This is a genomic window from Streptomyces physcomitrii, assembly GCF_012273655.1.
GTDB lineage: Bacteria > Actinomycetota > Actinomycetes > Streptomycetales > Streptomycetaceae > Streptomyces > Streptomyces physcomitrii.
On record NZ_JAAWWP010000017.1, the window covers coordinates 89,102 to 105,231 of the forward strand.

Annotated in this window: 12 protein-coding genes; 6 read left to right on the plus strand and 6 right to left on the minus strand. The window is 74.0% G+C overall.

Going from position 1 to position 16,130, the window contains the following annotated elements:
• Nucleotides 1-29 precede the first annotated feature (29 nt).
• Both HFV08_RS24035 and zapE read right to left on the minus strand, forming a co-directional pair.
• Nucleotides 30-5,672, minus strand: a complete 5,643-nt coding sequence (locus tag HFV08_RS24035; protein ID WP_446696847.1) for a type I polyketide synthase — start codon at nt 5,670-5,672, stop codon at nt 30-32.
• 88 nt (nt 5,673-5,760) lie between these two features.
• A complete protein-coding gene (gene zapE, locus HFV08_RS24040) occupies nt 5,761-6,864 on the minus strand; it encodes a cell division protein ZapE (protein WP_168542357.1) in 1,104 nt (367 codons plus the stop codon).
• Nucleotides 6,865-7,163: 299 nt separating this feature from the next.
• Here zapE and HFV08_RS24045 point away from each other — a divergent pair, with 299 nt between their 5' ends.
• The 4 genes from HFV08_RS24045 (at nt 7,164) to HFV08_RS24060 (ending at nt 10,429) form a co-directional block, all read left to right on the plus strand.
• Entirely contained in the window at nt 7,164-7,946 is a 783-nt protein-coding gene (locus HFV08_RS24045) for an aminotransferase class IV (RefSeq protein WP_168542359.1), read from the plus strand.
• 91 nt (nt 7,947-8,037) lie between these two features.
• Nucleotides 8,038-8,793, plus strand: a complete 756-nt coding sequence (locus HFV08_RS24050; RefSeq protein ID WP_168542361.1) for a thioesterase II family protein — start codon at nt 8,038-8,040, stop codon at nt 8,791-8,793.
• A gap of 63 nt (nt 8,794-8,856) precedes the next feature.
• On the plus strand, nt 8,857-9,693 hold the full coding sequence (locus tag HFV08_RS24055; protein WP_312885803.1) for a metallophosphoesterase family protein: 837 nt from the start codon (nt 8,857-8,859) through the stop codon (nt 9,691-9,693).
• A 55-nt stretch (nt 9,694-9,748) separates the two neighbouring features.
• Nucleotides 9,749-10,429: a 4'-phosphopantetheinyl transferase family protein gene (locus HFV08_RS24060; protein WP_168542363.1), complete on the plus strand. Its 681-nt coding sequence runs from the start codon at nt 9,749-9,751 to the stop codon at nt 10,427-10,429.
• Nucleotides 10,430-10,565: 136 nt separating this feature from the next.
• Here HFV08_RS24060 and HFV08_RS24065 read toward each other — a convergent pair whose 3' ends face one another.
• From HFV08_RS24065 to HFV08_RS24075, 3 genes are read right to left on the minus strand one after another with little or no spacing between them, the layout of a single operon-like run.
• A complete protein-coding gene (locus HFV08_RS24065; protein WP_040246665.1) occupies nt 10,566-10,739 on the minus strand; it encodes a rubredoxin in 174 nt (57 codons plus the stop codon).
• Between the two features lie 7 nt (nt 10,740-10,746).
• On the minus strand, nt 10,747-10,938 hold the full coding sequence (locus HFV08_RS24070; protein WP_168542365.1) for a rubredoxin: 192 nt from the start codon (nt 10,936-10,938) through the stop codon (nt 10,747-10,749).
• On the minus strand, nt 10,935-12,107 hold the full coding sequence (locus tag HFV08_RS24075; protein ID WP_168542367.1) for an alkane 1-monooxygenase: 1,173 nt from the start codon (nt 12,105-12,107) through the stop codon (nt 10,935-10,937). Before HFV08_RS24075 ends, HFV08_RS24070 begins: the two co-directional genes overlap by 4 nt.
• 112 nt (nt 12,108-12,219) lie before the next feature.
• Here HFV08_RS24075 and HFV08_RS24080 point away from each other — a divergent pair, with 112 nt between their 5' ends.
• Nucleotides 12,220-12,813 carry a TetR/AcrR family transcriptional regulator gene (locus tag HFV08_RS24080; protein ID WP_168542369.1) on the plus strand — a complete coding sequence of 198 codons (594 nt, stop codon included), beginning with the start codon at nt 12,220-12,222 and terminating at the stop codon, nt 12,811-12,813.
• Nucleotides 12,814-13,114: 301 nt separating this feature from the next.
• Nucleotides 13,115-14,440, plus strand: coding sequence for a beta-ketoacyl-[acyl-carrier-protein] synthase family protein (locus HFV08_RS24085; protein WP_168542371.1), 1,326 nt, complete (start codon nt 13,115-13,117; stop codon nt 14,438-14,440).
• Nucleotides 14,441-14,543: 103 nt separating this feature from the next.
• Here HFV08_RS24085 and HFV08_RS24090 read toward each other — a convergent pair whose 3' ends face one another.
• Nucleotides 14,544-16,058, minus strand: a complete 1,515-nt coding sequence (locus HFV08_RS24090; protein ID WP_312885804.1) for an LVIVD repeat-containing protein — start codon at nt 16,056-16,058, stop codon at nt 14,544-14,546.
• Between the last annotated feature and the right edge of the window lie 72 nt (nt 16,059-16,130).

Below are 16,130 nucleotides of genomic sequence, written 5' to 3' on the forward strand. Positions count from 1 at the left end.
GCGGACCCTTTTCCGCTCACACGGACTGCTCAGGACTTCCCGAACTCCTTCTGGATGAAGTCGAAGATCTCGTCCGCGGAGGCCGAGCCGAGCTTCTCGGCCGTCGCCTCCTCACCGCCTCCGGCACCCTCGTCCGCCGCGGCGCCCCCGCCCCCGAAGGCGCCGCCCGGGACGGCGACCAGTTCCGCGAGGGCGGTCAGCCGGGCGTGCAGCCGGGCCCGTACCTCCTCGGATCCCTGGTCGGCGAGCGGCCTCAAGGCCCTTTCCAGTACGTCGAGTTCGCCGGTCAGCGGCAGTGGGGCCGGGGCGGGCTCCGCGGTCAGCCGGGTCTCCAGATAGGCGACCAGCGCCACCGGGGTCGGGTGGTCGAAGACCAGAGTGGTCGGCAGCGTGAGACCGGTGGCGGCGCCGAGCTGATTGCGCAGCTGCACCACGGTCAGCGAGTCCATGCCCAGGTCGAAGAAGCCCTTGTGCTCCTCCACCGCGAGCGCCCCGGCGAGACCGAGCACCCGCGCGGCGTGCCCCCGGACCAGGTCCAGGAGGATCCGGCGCCGCTCCCCCTCCGCGACCCCGGCGAGCTGCTGGGCCGGCGGAACGGCGGCCGGTGCCGGGGCCTCCTCGCGGGCGGGCGCCGGGGGCAGCAGGCCCCGGAAGAGCGGCGGCACCCCGGCGGGCAGGCGGCGCAGTTCGCCGGTGTCCACCCGGAACGCGGCGAGCAGGGCCTCCTCGTGGCCGAGCGCGGCGTCGAAGAGGGCGAGCCCCTCCTCGGTGGACAGGGCGCGCACTCCGTCCCGTTCGATACGGGCGAGCCCCGCGCCGTCGAGGTGCCCGGTCATCCCGCTGGCCTCGGCCCAGAGCCCCCAGGCGAGCGAGACGGCGGGCAGCCCCTCGGCCCTGCGCTCGGCGGCGAGGGCGTCCAGCGCGGCGTTGGCGGCGGCGTAGTTGCCCTGGCCCGGTGCGCCGAAGAGCGCGGCCGCGGAGGAGAAGAGGACGAAGGCCGCCAGGTCCAACTCGCGGGTGAGGGTGTGCAGATGGCGGGCGGAGTCGGCCTTGGCGCGCAGTACCGCGTCGAGGTGGCGCGGGGTCAGCGACTGGATCACGCCGTCGTCCAGGACCCCGGCGGCGTGCACCACCGCGGTCAGCGGGTGCGCGGCGGGTATCCGGGCCAGCAGCGCGGCGAGGGCCTCGCGGTCGGCGGTGTCGCAGGCGGCGAGGGTGATCTCGGCGCCCAGAGCGGTCAGTTCGGCCTCCAGCTCGGGGGCCTTGCCGGTACGGCTGACCAGCAGCAGCCTGCGCACCCCGTGCCCGGTGACCAGGTGCCGGGCGACCGCGCTCCCGAGGGTGCCGGTGCCGCCGGTGACGAGGACGGTGCCCTCGGGGTCGAGCGCCGGGGGCTCGGCCGAGGCCGCCCGCGCGAGCCGGGGTACGTACACCTGGCCCTCGCGGACGGCGAGTTCGGGCTCCCCGGTGGCGAGTGCCGCCGCCAGCGCGGGGCCCTCGGCGGACTCCTGCGAACCGGGGTCCGCCGCGCCGGGCCCGGCCTCCGCGAGGTCCACCAGGACGAACCGTCCCGGGTTCTCGGAGGCGGCCGAGCGCAGCAGTCCCCGGGCGGCGGCCGGTGCGAGCCGCGCCGCAGCCCGCTCCGCCGGCGCGGCCGGGTCACCGGGCAGGGCCGCGGCCCCCCGGGTGACGTAGAGGAGCCGGGTGCCCGACAGGCGCTCCTCGGCCAGGAAGCGCTGGGCCAGGGCGAGCACCCGGGCCAGCTCCGGCCGCGGCTCGGCGCCGGGCTCCGCCGCCACCAGGACGGCGTCCGGTACGGGGCCCTCGCCGAGCCCGGCGGCCAACTCCTCGTAGCCGCCGAAGCGCTGGCTGCCCTCGGGGGCGGGAACCCCGGCGCCGAGGGCCGCCCAGCGGACCGGCGCGTCCCCGGCTGCCGTGGTCTTCTCCCAGATCAGACGGAACAGGGAGTCGGTGCGGGCGGCGGCGAGGGCGCCCTTGGGCAGCGGGCGCAGCAGGAGGGATTCCACCGAGGCCACCGGCAGCCCGGACTGGTCCGCGACCTCCAGCGAGACGGCCTCCTCGCCCGCGGGCGCGAGACGCACCCGCAGGGCGGTGGCGCCCGGGCCGTGCAGCCGTACCCCGTGCCAGGCGAAGGGCAGGCGGCCCGCCCCGATGCCCCCCTCGCCGCCGAGCGCGCCCAGCGGGATGGCGTGCAGGGCGGCGTCGAGGAGGGCGGGGTGCAGTCCGAACCGGGCGGCCTCGGCGGCGGGTTCACCGGGCAGCGCGATCTCGGCGAGGATCTCCTCGCCGTGCCGCCAGGCGGCGCGCAGACCGCGGAAGGCGGGGCCGTAGGCGAAGCCCGCCGCGGCGAAGTCCTCGTAGTGGCCGTCGAGTTCGAGCGGCTGTGCACCGGGCGGCGGCCAACTGGCCCCCGGCAGCGGGGTGGTGGCGGTGCCGATGGTGAGGACGCCGGTGGCGTGCCGGGTCCAGGGCGCGGGCTCCTCGCCGGGCAGCTCGGTACGGGCGTGGACCTGGAGGGCGCGGCTGCCGGACTCCTCGGGGGCGCCGACGGTGAGCTGGAGCTGTACGGCGCCCTGGGCGGGCAGCGTCAGCGGGGCCTCCAGGAGGAGTTCGCCCACCTGCGGGCAGCCGAGCAACCGGCCCGCGTGCAGGGCGAGTTCGAGGAAGGCGGTGCCGGGCAGCAGGACGTTCTCGCCGAGCGCGTGCTCGGCGAGCCAGGGGTGGGTGCCGCGGGCGAGGCGGCCGGTGAAGAGATGGCCGTCCGCGCCCGGCAGCTCCACCGCCGCGCCGAGCAGCGGGTGCCCGGCGGCGCCGAGGCCGAGCGAGGCCGCGTCGCCGCCCGCCCGGCGCGGACGCGGCCAGAAGTGCTCCCGCTGGAAGGGGTAGGTGGGCAGCGCGGTGGTGGGCTCGGTGCCGGGCGGCAGTACGGCGGCCCAGCGCGGGGCGAGGCCGTGTGTGCAGGCCCCTGCCCAGGAGGTCAGCAGCCGCTCCCGGCCGCCCTGTTCGCGGCGCAGGCTCTCGCCGAGGAAGTGCTGCTGTCCGGCCGCGTCCAGGGTCTGGCCGAGCGAGACATGCAGCACCGGGTGCGGGCTGATCTCCAGGAAGTGCGCGTACCCGGCTTCGGCGAGGGCGCGTACCGCCGGTTCGAAGAGCACCGTCTCGCGCATGTTGCGGTACCAGTAGGCGCCGTCGAGCCGCTCGGTGTCGAGCGGGGCGCCGGTCACCGTGGAGAAGAAGGGCACCGGGGAGGGGCGCGGGGCGAGGTCGGCGAAGGCGGTGCGCATACGGTCGCGTACCGCCTCGATGTGGACCGAGTGGCCGGGTGTGTCCACGCCGGGGATGCGGCGGGCCCAGACGCCGTCCGCGTCCAGGGCGGCGAGGAGTGCGTCGAGGGCCTCGCCGTCGCCGGAGACGGTGGTGGAGCCGGGGCCGTTGACGGCGGCCACCGAGAGCCGGTCCGACCAAGGCGCGAGGCGGGCGGTGGCCTCCTCGGCGGACAGGGCGAGCGAGGCCATGCCGCTGGTGCCGGAGATGTCGCGCAGGGCCTGGCTGCGCAGGGCGACCACGCGGGCGGCCTCCGGCAGGGTGAGGGCTCCGGCGACCACCGCGGCGGCCACCTCGCCCTGGCTGTGGCCGACCACGGCGGCCGGTTCGATCCCGGCGGCGCGCCAGAGTTCGGCGAGGCCGAGCATCACCGCGAAGAGCGCGGGCTGCAGGACGTCGACCCGGTCGAGCGAGGGGCCGCCCCCGGTCCCCCGCAGGACCTCGGTGAGCGACCAGTCGGTGTACGGGGCGAGCGCCTCGGCGCACTCGGTGACCCGGCGGGCGAACACGGTTGAGGTGTCGAGGAGTTCGCGGGCCATGCCGGTCCACTGGGAGCCCTGGCCGGGGAAGACGAAGACCGGGCGGGGCGCGGCGGCGAGCGCGGTCCCGGCCACCGTGGACTCGCCGGGCTCACCGGCGGCGAGGCGGTCGAGTTCGGCGAGCAGGGCGGCGCGTTCTGCGGCGAGGACGACCGCGCGGTGCTCGAAGAGGGCGCGGGAGGCGAGCAGCGAGGCCGCGAGGGCGGCGAGGCTCTCGCCGGGCGCGGCGGTCAGCTGCCGGGCGAGCAGGCGGGCGCGTTCCCGCAGTGCCTCGGGGGAACGCGCGGAGAGGACGAAGGGGAGCAGCGGGGCGGTGCCGGCCGCGCCGGGTGCGGTGAACAGGTCTTCGGTGGGCGGCAGTCGGGCCTCGGCAGCCGCTGCTGAGGCCGTCGCCTCCGGGGTCCTGGGCGCCGCGGGCTCGGGCGCGGGCGGCTCCTCCAGGAGGGCGTGGGCGTTGGTGCCGCTGATGCCGAAGGAGGAGACGGCGGCCCGGCGGGGGCGGCCGGTCTCGGGCCAGGGCCGGGACTCGGAGAGCAGGCGCACCGGCCCCGAGGCCCAGTTGACGTGGGCGGTCGGCTCCTCGCTGTGCAGGGACCGGGGCAGGACGCCGTGCCGCATCGCCATGACCATCTTGATCACGCCGCCGACCCCGGCCGCGGCCTGGCTGTGCCCGATGTTGGACTTCAGCGAGCCCAGCCAGAGGTGGTGGTCCGCGGCCCGCTCCTGGCCGTAGGTGGCGAGGAGGGACTGCGCCTCGATGGGGTCGCCGAGGGCGGTGCCGGTGCCGTGCGCCTCGACCGCGTCGATCTCCTCCGGGCGCAGCCGGGCACGCTCCAGGGCCTGCCGGATCACCCGCTGCTGGGAGGGGCCGTTGGGGGCGGTGAGGCCGTTGCTGGCGCCGTCCTGGTTGACGGCCGAGCCGCGGACCACGGCGAGCACCGGGTGGCCGTTGCGCCGGGCGTCCGAGAGGCGTTCCAGGAGGAGCATGCCGACGCCCTCGCCCCAGCCGGTGCCGTCGGCCGCGGCGGAGAAGGCCTTGCAGCGGCCGTCCGGGGCGAGCGAGCGCTGGCGGCTGAACTCCACGAAGGAGGCGGGTGTGGACATCACGGTCGCCCCGCCCGCGAGCGCCAGGGTGCACTCGCCGCCGCGCAGTGCCTCGGCGGCCAGATGCAGGGTGACCAGCGAGGAGGAGCAGGCGGTGTCGACGGTGAGCGCCGGCCCCTCGAAGCCGAAGGTGTAGGAGATCCGGCCGGAGGCGATGGAGCCCGCGCTGCCGTTGATGACGTACCCGGCCAACTCCTCCTGGCCCTCCAGGAGTCCGGCGTAGTCGTGGTACATCACCGAGGCGAAGACGCCGGTGCGGCTGCCGCGCAGGGTGCTCGCGTCGATCCCGGCGCGCTCCACGGCCTCCCAGGAGGTCTCCATGAGCAGGCGCTGCTGCGGGTCCATCGCCAGGGCCTCGCGCCGGTTGATGCCGAAGAAGGCGGCGTCGAAGCCGGTCACGCCGTCGAGAAAGCCGCCCTCGCGGACGTAGGAGGTGCCGGGGTGCTCCGGGTCCGGGTCGTAGAGGCCCTCGGTGTCCCAGCCGCGGTCGGCGGGGAAGGGCGCGATGGCGTCGGTGCCGTCCGCGACCAGCTGCCACAGCTCCTCGGGGGAGGTGACGCCGCCCGGGTAGCGGCAGCTCATGCCGATGATCGCGACGGGTTCGTGCGCCTGGTCCTGCGCGTCCTGGAGCTGCTGCCGCACATGGCGGAGCTCGGCGGTCGCCCGCTTGAGGTAGTCGCGCAGCTTCTCTTCAGCCGCCATGGGGGTCTCGCCTCTTTCTCCGAAGCTGTCGCGGGTGCCCGCGAGGGGCGGGGGCGGTGCGCCCCGAAGGTCAGGCGCCCGCCGGGGTCCTGGAGGCCTCCGGCGCGGCGAGGTCCGGGAGCAGTCCGAGGCGGCTCACGGTCCGGTCGAGGTCCAGGGGCAGGGCCCCGCCGCCCAGGCACTCGGCGGGCGGTGCCTCGCCCGCCAGGTGCAGGCGTACACCGCGGTCGCAGAGCACGTCCACCAGGTTGGCGAAGCGCTGGGCCGCGTCCCGGTGGCCCGGGCGAAGGCGGGGCAGCCCGGAGAGCACCCAGCTGCCGAAGCGGTCGGCGAGGTCGAGGTAGTCGAGGGTGGAGGTGGGGGTGGAGCACAGCTCGTGGAAGTCGAACCAGACCAGGTCACCGCGGACGGCGCGCGCCGCGATCCCGCGTCCGCGGACGGTGAGGCTCTCCCGCTCCGCGGGCCCGGGGACCCGCAGTCCGGCGGCCGCGAACTGCTCCTCGGTGCCGGGCCGCAGAAAGCCGCCCCGCTCGAACCCGGTGCGTACCGCGCCCGGGCGGCGGGCGGCGCGGTGGTCCCGCGGGCCCGCCACCTCGACCACGTCGAGGTGGCCCTCCAGGAGCGCGATCGCCGGTGCGAACAGGGGGTGGTGGACGGGGTCGGGCAGCAGCTCGGCGGGCCGGTAGTTCGAGGTCGCGAGCAGGGTGATCCTGCGGTCGACCAGGGAGCGCAGCACGCGGCCGATCATCATCGCGTCGCCGGGGTCGTGGACGTGGAACTCGTCGAAGTACAGGAAGCGGCAGTCGCCGAGGAGTTGGGCCACCGCGAGGTCCGCGGCGGCCCGGTCGCCGCGGTGGCGGGCGTAGGCGGCGTGGAACTCCCGGAAGAACTCGTGGAAGTGCACCCGGTGCTTGTGCCGCAGCTCCAGGGACTCGTAGAAGGTGTCCGCCAGCCAGCTCTTGCCGCGGCCGACCGGGCCCCAGAGGTAGAGGCCCCGGGCCGGCGCGGCGCGGCCCGGGCGCCGCACGGCAGGCGGGACTTCACGGACGCGGCCGAGGAGGCGGCGCCTGCGGGTGAGGGCCTCGCCGAGCGCCGTGAGCCGCCGGGCCGCCGCGAACTGGGAACTGTCGAGGGCGAACCCTGCCCGTTGTGCGGCGAGTTCGAACATCTCCATCAGCGGTGGTTCCCCGTTCCACGGTCGACATCGAAGCCCTGCGGGCGCCATCGACGGCCGTCGCGATCGTGCCAGATGCCCGAGGCCTGTGCCAATGCCCCTGTGTGGGCTCCCGCAGCGGGCCCCGGGCGCCCGGCCGCCGGGCCGCCCCGCCGAGACGTCCGCCTACGTCCGGGATCCGGGCGGTTGGCCGCCTTCCGCACCCTCGCGGCGGGGGCCGCCCGCCGGGAACCCGGCGCGTGACAATCATCACCGTCCCCGTACGCCGACCACGCCCACCAGGTGGAACACTGTGCCGCATGGGAGAGCTCGACGGGGGGCCGGTGAGCACCGAGGCGCTTGAGGCGCTGGCGCTGACCGGTTACGGACACTTCACGACGATGCGGGTGCAGGACGGCGCGGTACGGGGACTGTCGCTGCACCTGGCCCGCCTCGTGCGGGACTGCCGCGCCGTGTTCGGCACCGCCCTGGACCCGGAGGCGGTACGGGAGCGGCTGCGGGGTGCCCTGGCCGGGCGCACCGGCGCGCTCGTCGCCCGGGTCACCGTCTTCGACCCCGCGCTCGGCCTCGCCCGTCCGGCGGACGGGGCCCGCCCCCGGATCCTGGTGACCACCCGCGAGGCGCCGGCGCTGCCGCCCCAGCCGCTGCGGGTCACCCCGGTGACGTACGTCCGCCAGTGCGCGGGCGTGAAGCACACCGGACTCTTCGAGAGCCTGTACCTGCGCCGCCGGGCCCAACTCGACGGCTGGGACGACGCCTTGTTCGTCTCGCCCGGCGGTGAGATCTCCGAGGGCGCCACCTGGAACACCGGATTCTGGGACGGCGAGCGGCTGCTGTGGCCGGCGGCCGAGCAACTTCCCGGTGTCACCCGGGAGTTGCTGGCCGCCACCGAACTGCCCCAGGCCGAACGCCCGCTGACGCTCGATCAGCTGCCGGGCCTGCAGGCCGCGTTCGCGACCAACGCGGCGGTGGGCGTGCGCCCGCTGGCCGCGGTCGGCGAGGTGGCCTTCCCCGCGGACCACCCGGTACTGGCGCGCCTCACCGCCGCGTACGACCGGATCGCCCCCGAGGCGCTCCGCTGAACCCCTGACCGTCTCCATCGAACCGGCAGCAGCCGCCTCTCACCCGACGAAGCGCCCGCGCGGGCGCGGCACGGAAGGACAGCACTTCCCCATGACCGGCACCAGGAACACCGACGACCTGTGGATACGCCGCTACCACCCGGCCGGCCCCGGCGCGCCCAAGCTGGTGGTGCTGCCGCACGCCGGCGGCAGCGGCACCTTCTTCTTCCCGATGGCCAAGGCGCTCGCCCCCGGCATCGAGGTGCTCGCCGTGCAGTACCCGGGCCGCCAGGACCGCCACGCGGAGAAGCTGATCGAGTCCGTGGCGGAGCTCGCCGACCAGCTGCTCCCGGTGCTGCGCTCCCAACTCGACGGCCCCTTCGCGCTGTTCGGGCACAGCATGGGCGCCACCCTCTCCTTCGAGCTGGCCCGCCGCCTGGAGGCCGAGGGCCTGGTGGCCGAGGCACTGTTCCCCTCCGCCCGGCCCGCGCCCTCCCGGCACCGCGAGAACTGCACCGTGCACCTCGGCACCGACGAGGAGCTCATCGCCGAGCTGCGCGGCCTCAGCGGCACCAACGACCAGGTCCTCGGCAACGAGGAGCTGCTGCGCATGACGCTGCCCGCGGTGCGCGGCGACTACAAGGCGGCGGAGACCTACCGCTACCACCCGGGCCCGAAGCTGAAGAGCGCCGTCTACGCGATGATCGGCGACCAGGACCCGATGGTGACCGAGGAGGAGGCGCGCGCCTGGGCCGAGCACACCGAGGGGCCCTTCACCCTCGACGTGTACCGGGGCGGCCACTTCTACCTGGTGGACCACCAGCCCGCGATCCTGAAGAGCCTCGCGGACCGGCTCACCCCCGCCTGAAGCCCGCGGCATCACGACAGTCCCGGGCCAGCCACTCGGTCCGTCCCGGCGAAAGGAGCGTCAGTGACCACAGGAAAACTGCTCGCGGTCAGCGATCAGCACATCGCCCATGAGGAGAACCGCAAGCTCACCGAGGAGATGCGTCCGGGCTCGGACGAGGACTGGCTGATCGTCGCGGGCGATGTCGGCGAGAAGTTCGCCGACATCGAGTGGGCGCTCAAGCTGCTCGCCGGCCGCTTCGCCAAGGTGATCTGGTCGCCGGGCAACCACGAGCTGTGGACCCACCCCCAGGACCCGGTCACCCTGCGCGGGGTGGCCCGCTACGAGGCGCTGGTGGAGATGTGCCGGGGCGCCGGGGTGCTCACCCCGGAGGACCCGTACCCGGTGTGGCAGGACGAGGAGCAACCGGTCACGGTGGCCCCGCTGTTCACCCTGTACGACTACTCCTTCCGGGCGCCCGGCACCCGTACCAAGGAGGAGTCGCTGAAGGTCGCGCACGACTCCGGCATCGTCTGCGCCGACGAGTACCTGCTGCACCCGGACCCCTTCCCCACCCGGGACGACTGGTGCCGGGCACGGATCGCGCTCACCGAGCAGCGCCTGTCCGCGATCGACCCGGCGCACCGGACGGTGCTGATCAACCACTATCCGCTGGTGCGCGACCCCACCCTGGTCCTGCGCTACCCGCAGTTCGCGCAGTGGTGCGGGACCGAGCTGACCGCCGACTGGCATGTGCGCTTCCGGGCCGCCGCGATGGTCTACGGTCATCTGCACATCCCCCGGGTGACCTGGTACGACGGGGTGCGCTTCGAGGAGGTGTCCATCGGCTACCCGCGCGAGTGGCGCCCGCGCCCGCCGCGCGAGCCGCTGCGGCAGATCCTCCCCCAGCCCCCGGCCTGAAGCAGAGACTCCCCGCCGCCCGCGAGGCGGCGGACGTGAGCGAGGAGAATGAGAAGTGATCGAGGAGATACTGCCCGCCCAGGTGGCCTGCGCCTCGTCCTTCGGCGACCTGGCCGAGACCGCCGAGGAGGGGCTCTTCCCCGCCGAGGCCGCCGCGATCGCCAAGGCGGTGGCCAAGCGGCGCGAGGAGTTCACCACGGTGCGCCTGTGCGCGCGCCGGGCGCTCGGTGAACTCGGCCTGCCGCCGGTGCCCTTGGTGCCGGGCAAGCGCGGGGCGACGGTCTGGCCGCAGGGCGTGGTGGGCACGATGACGCACTGCGCGGGATTCCGTGCCGCGGCGGTGGCCCGGGCCGCCGACCTCACCTCGCTGGGCATCGACGCGGAGCCGAACCTGCCGCTGCCCGAGGGCGTCCTGGAGGTGGTCGCACGTCCCGCGGAGACCGCGCGGCTCGCCGAACTGGCCCGTAGCCACCCGGCGGTCTCCTGGGACCGGCTGCTGTTCAGCGCGAAGGAGTCGGTGTTCAAGACCTGGTATCCGCTGACCGGTCTCGAACTCGACTTCGAGGAGGCCGAGTTGGACATCGACCCGGAGGCGGGCACCTTCCGCGCCCGGCTCCAGGTGCCGGGCCCGCTGGTGGCGGGCGAACGCCTCGACGTCTTCGAGGGCAAGTGGCTGGCGCGCCGCGGCTTCGTGGTCACCGCGATCGCACTGGAGGCGGCGGCGAGCGAGAGCTGACGGCCCGGGCGGGGGCCGCCGGTACGGGGGTTCGGGGGTCCGGTTCCCGGCCGCTCAGGACCGGGGCCCCGCCCCGAGCGCGCGGGGCGGGCGTGGCCGTGTACCGGCGGTCCCGGTACCGACGGCGGCGTACGGCTCAGGCGTGCGTGATCTCGGCCATCTCGAAGTCGGCCTTGGCGGCGCCGCAGTCGGGGCAGGACCAGTCGTCCGGGATGTCCTCCCAGCGGGTGCCGGGGGCGATGTCCTCCTCGGGCCAGCCCTCGGCCTCGTCGTAGATGAATCCGCACACCAGGCACTGCCACTTCTTCATGGTTTCCTCAGCCGTTGTCGGAGCCGCTGTCGGAGCCGCTGTCGGGTTCGAAGTCGATCTTCTCGCGCACCCCGCAGTCGGGGCAGCACCAGTCGTCGGGGACGGCGCTCCAGGGGGTGCCCGCGGGGAAGCCCTCGCGGGGCGCGCCCCGGCTCTCCTCGTACCCGTAGTCGCAGACGGGGCAGGTCCAGCGGCTCATGCGGCGGATCCGTAGCGGGTCAGCAGCGCCTCGCGCTTGCCGGGGTGGAGGTTGGCGCGGTTGATGTCGCCGCCGTAGTGGGCCAGTACGCGGTGGTCCATCACCCGGCGCCACAGCGGCGGGATGTAGGCGAGCACGATCATCCCCGCGTAGCCGGTGGGGAGTTCGGGCGCCTCCTCGAAGTGGCGCAGGGCCTGGTAGCGGCGGGTCGGGTTGGCGTGGTGGTCGCTGTGCCGCTGGAGGTGGTAGAGGAAGACGTTGCTGGCGACGTTGTCGCTGTTCCAGCTGTGCCGGGGCGCGCAGCGCTCGTAGCGTCCGCTCTCGGTGTGGCGGCGCAGCAGCCCGTAGTGCTCGGTGTAGTTGATGACCTCCAGGAGGCTGAAGCCGAAGACCGCCTGGAGGGCGAGCCAGGGCAGCAGTCCGGGGCCGAAGGCGAGGACCAGGGCGCCGAAGAGGACCGCGGACATCGCCCAGGCGTTGAGGACGTCGTTCCGCGGCGACCAGGGGCTCTTGCCGAGGCGTTCCATGCGCTTCTTCTCCAGGCGCCAGGCCGAGCGCAGGCTGCCGGAGACGGTACGCGGCCAGAAGGCCCAGAAGCTCTCGCCGAGGCGGGCGCTGGCCGGGTCCTCCGGGGTGGCGACGCGGACGTGGTGGCCGCGGTTGTGCTCGATGAAGAAGTGCCCGTAGCAGGTCTGGGCGAGCGCGACCTTGGACAGCCAGCGCTCCACGGACTCCTTCTTGTGCCCGAGTTCGTGGGCGGTGTTGATGCCGATGCCCGCGACGCCGCCGAGGGTGATGGCCAGGCCGAGCCTGCCCTGGAAGGAGAGGCCGCCGTGGGTGAGCAGCCAGCAGCCGAAGACCAGGCCCGCGTACTGCACCGGCAGGTAGAGGTAGATGCACCAGCGGTAGTAGCGGTCCCGCTCCAGCCAGGCCGTGGCGCTCTCGGGCGGGTTGGCGCTGTCCTTGCCGAAGAGGATGTCCACGACCGGGAAGATCACATAGAGCAGGAGGATCCCGGTCCACCACAGCAGACCGAGCCCGGTGGCCTCGACGAGTGCCCAGGCGATGAAGGGGAACAGGGGGACGACCAGGCCGATGAGCCAGAGGTAGCGCTTGGGATCGCGCCAGGTGACGTCGGTCGCGGTGTCCGGACCGCCGGTCGTTGACATGACCGTCTCACTTTCACTGGACACTTTTCCGGTGGGGTGTCCAGAACGTAGGCACTACCCCACTGAGCGTCAATACCTTTGACAAGTATGGAGTCGATAGGGTGGGAACACGATGACTACCTTTCGGGAGAACGTCCGATCCCTCCTGCGAGAACGGGTACTGGACGCCGCCTACGAACTCGTGACCGCCCAGGGCTGGGCGGGCCTCAGGCTCGCCGCGATCGCCAGGAAGGCCGGGATCAGCAGGCAGACGCTCTACAACGAGTTCGGCTCCAAGGACGCCGTCGGACGGGCCCTGGTGGAGCGCGAGGCGGAGCGCTTCCTGGTCGGCATCGAGCGCGAACTGCGGCCGCACGGAAGCGACTTGGAGTCCGCCGCCGCGGCCGGTGTCGGCTTCACCCTGCGCGAGGCCGCCGACAACGGCCTGATCAAGGCCATCCTCACCTACGCCCGCACCGGCGACGAGGACCTCCTCGCCTATCTGACCACCCGGCCGGAGCCGGTCTTCAACACGGCCATCGCCATGCTGGAGGCCTACGCCGAGGAGCACTGGTCCGAGGTCGAGCCCGAGTGGCGCGGCCTCGCGGTGGAGACCATCGTGCGGCTGACCGTCAGCCATATCGTGCAGCCCGGCAGCTCCCCCGAGGAGTCGGCCCGGCGGATCGCCCGCATCACCACCCGGGTCGCCGGCTTCCCGGTCGACTGACCGCCCGGGCCTCCCGGCACCCGGCGATTCGCCACCCTCCGCACCCGCCCCACTCCCCTCCGTGCGCACGCCCTCTTTCCTGCCCCGGTCCGGACGGGCTCGAACCACCCAGGCGGCAGTAAAATCGACAAGCGATGACATCTCGGGCGGATCCCCTGGGTTCCGGCCGGGATGCCGGGTACCGGAGGCCTCCGCCGACTCCCTGCGGCGAGCACTCCGGGGGCGCCCACCACGAGGTGCGTACCGGCGGCGGGCAGCCCGCCCCGGCGGCACCGGTCATCGAGGCGAGAGAGGTGCAGCCATGACCCGAGCCGGGGACACCGCCGCCGAGGAGCAAGGGCGCGTACCGGTCGGGCCCGCGCCGGGGCCGAGACACCGGGTGGTGATCACCGGGCTGGGGGCGGTCACCCCGCTCGGGCCCTCCGTGGCCGAACTCTGGCAGGGCATGCTGGAGGACCACTGCGGGGTGCACACCCTGATCGACGAGGAGTTCGCGGACCAGCCGGTGCGGATCGCCGCCACCGCGCCCGACCCGGCCCCGCTGCTGCCCCGTTCGCGGGCGCGGCGGATGAACCGGGCCGCGCAGTTCGCGGTGCTCGCCGCCCGGGAGGCCTGGCGGGACGCCGGTCTCGACCCCGAGGGCACCCTGGCCGGCGGGCTGCTCGCACACCGCGTCGGGGTGTCGATGGGGACCATCATCGGCGGCACCCCGGTGATGGTGGCCAGCGACCGCAAGCTGCGCGAGAAGGGCCCGCGCGGGGTCTCACCGCTCACCAATCCGATGACCGTCCCCTCGCAGGCCGCCTCGCAGATCTCCCTGGACCTGCACATCACCGGCGAGGCCCGCACCGTCACCAGCGCCTGCGCCTCCGGGACCGAGGCCATCGGCCAGGCCGTCGACCGGATCCGGCACGGGCATCTCGACGTGGTGGTCGCGGGCGGCGCCGAGGCCGTCATCACCCCGGTGGTGATGGCCTCCTTCGCCGCGATGCGGGCGCTGTCCACCCGCAACGACGACCCCGCCGCGGCCTCCCGCCCCTTCGACCGCAACCGGGACGGCTTCGTCTGCGGGGAGGGCGCGGGCGTACTCGTCCTGGAGTCCGAGGAGCACGCCAGGGCCCGCGGGGCGCGGATCTACTGCGAGGCCGCGGGCTGGGGCCTGTCCGCGGACGCCCACCACATCGCGGCGCCGGACGCCACCGGCGCCGGGGTCGCCCTCGCCCTGCGCCGGGCCCTGCACGACGCCGGGACCGACGCCTCGGCGGTCGCCCATGTGAACGCGCACGCCACCGCCACCGTCGAGGGGGACCGCGCGGAGGCGCTCGCGCTGTGCGAGGTGCTGGACGGGCAGACCGCCTACGGCGCGGTGCCGATCACCGCCAACAAGGGCCACTTCGGCCATATGCAGGGCGCGGCGGGCGGCGTGGAGGCCATCGTCACCGCGCTCACCCTGCACCACGGGGTCATCCCGCCCACGCTCGGCTGCGAGGAGCCGGAGGAGGGCCTCGGCCTGGACGTGGTGACCGGCGCGGCGCGCGCCCTGCCCGAGGCGGCCGACATCGCCCTCAGCAACTCCTTCGGCTTCGGCGGGCACAACGCGGTGCTGGCGCTGCGGCGCACCGGCTGAGCGGGGCCGGGTCCGCGACCGGCCCGCGTCCGCGGGGCTCCCGGACGCGGGCGTGGGGCCGCCCCGGTCTCCCGGGACGGCCCCACGCGCGAGGAGCAGAGACTCAGTGGCGGTGCCGGTCGAAGTAGTCGGGCTGGGTCTGGACGTTCAGCTCGTCCAGGCGCACGCCCTTGGCCGGATCCGTACGGCGGTCGTCGAGCTTCAGCACGTCGAAGCCCATCGACATGTCGTTGGAGTAGATGTAGCCGTTGTAGTAGTACGCGGACCAGGAGCCGCCGACGGAGAGGGTGTCCGTGGAGAGCGGGCCGCGCTCGAAGTACGCGATCTCCTTCGGACGGGAGGAGTTGGTGAAGTCCCACACCGAGACGCCGCCCTGGTACCAGGCCTGGACCATCAGGTCCTTGCCCTTGACCGGGATCAGCGAGCCGTTGTGCGCCACGCAGTTCTCGGTGTCCGCCTGGGCCCGGGGGATCTTGTAGTAGCTGCGGAAGGAGAGCTTGCGCTTGTCGCCGCGGCCGGTGACGTCGTAGATGCCGTCCGCGCCGCGGTCGGGGCCCACCTCGTCGTTGCAGGTGGCCGCGCCACCGCCGCCGAGCTCGTCGGTGAACACCACCTTGTCGGCACGCTGGTTGAAGGTCGCCGAGTGCCAGAAGGCGAAGTTGACGTTGTCCTGGACCCGGTCGATGACCCGGGGGCGCTCCGGGTTCCTGATCGAGAAGAGGATGCCGTCGCCCATGCAGGCCCCGGCCGCGAGGTCCTCGGACGGCAGCACGGTGATGTCGTGGCAGCCGGTGGTCTTGGAGACGCCCGGGTTGGTCGGGTCACCGGGGTTGCCGCCGCCGTCGGGACCCTCACCGGGGAAGAGCACCGGGAAATCGATCACGGCGGCCTTCTGCGGGGCCTTGCGCGGGACCTTGATCACCGAGATGCCGTCGTGCGGCGGCTTGCAGTCGGGGAAGGTGTCGCTCGGCCCGTACGAGGAGACATAGACGTAGACGTTCCTGCGCTCCGGCACCAGGGTGTGGGTGTGCGAACCGCACGCCGTCTCCACCGCGGCGACGTACTTCGGGTTCGCCTTGTCGCTGATGTCGAAGACCTTCATGCCCTCCCAGGACGACTTCTCGGTCGCCGGCTGGGTGGCGCTGGCGCAGGAGTTGTCGCTGCGCGAGGAGTCCGTGGACAGGAACAGCAGATCGCCCGAGACGGAGATGTCGTTCTGCGAGCCGGGGCACAGCACCTGGGCCACGGTCCGCGGGCGCTTCGGGTTGCTGATGTCGAAGACGCGGAAGCCGTCGTAGTTGCCCGCGAAGGCGTACTTGCCCTGGAAGGCCAGGTCCGAGTTGGTGCCCGGCAGCGCCTCCTTGGGGATGTTCGCGAGGTGCTGGATGTTGTCGGAGTGGTCGACGACGCCCGGGCCGGGAATGTCGCCCTTCTCGATGGCCGACCTGGTCTTCGCCGCGTCGCTCCGCGAGACCGCGGAGGGGCTCTTCGGGCTGTCTCCGGGGTCGGGGGTGGCCACGGCGGGCGCTGCGGTGAGCAGCCCGGCCAGGAGGCCGGCCGCGGCGGCGACGGTCGCCAGCCGTCTGCGCCGGGTGCGGGGGGTGGGTGACAGGTTCACTGCGGTCTCCTCTGTCTCCATTCGGGGTGGAATGCTTGGAGGACACCCGCAGTATCGTCATGTGCACGCTGA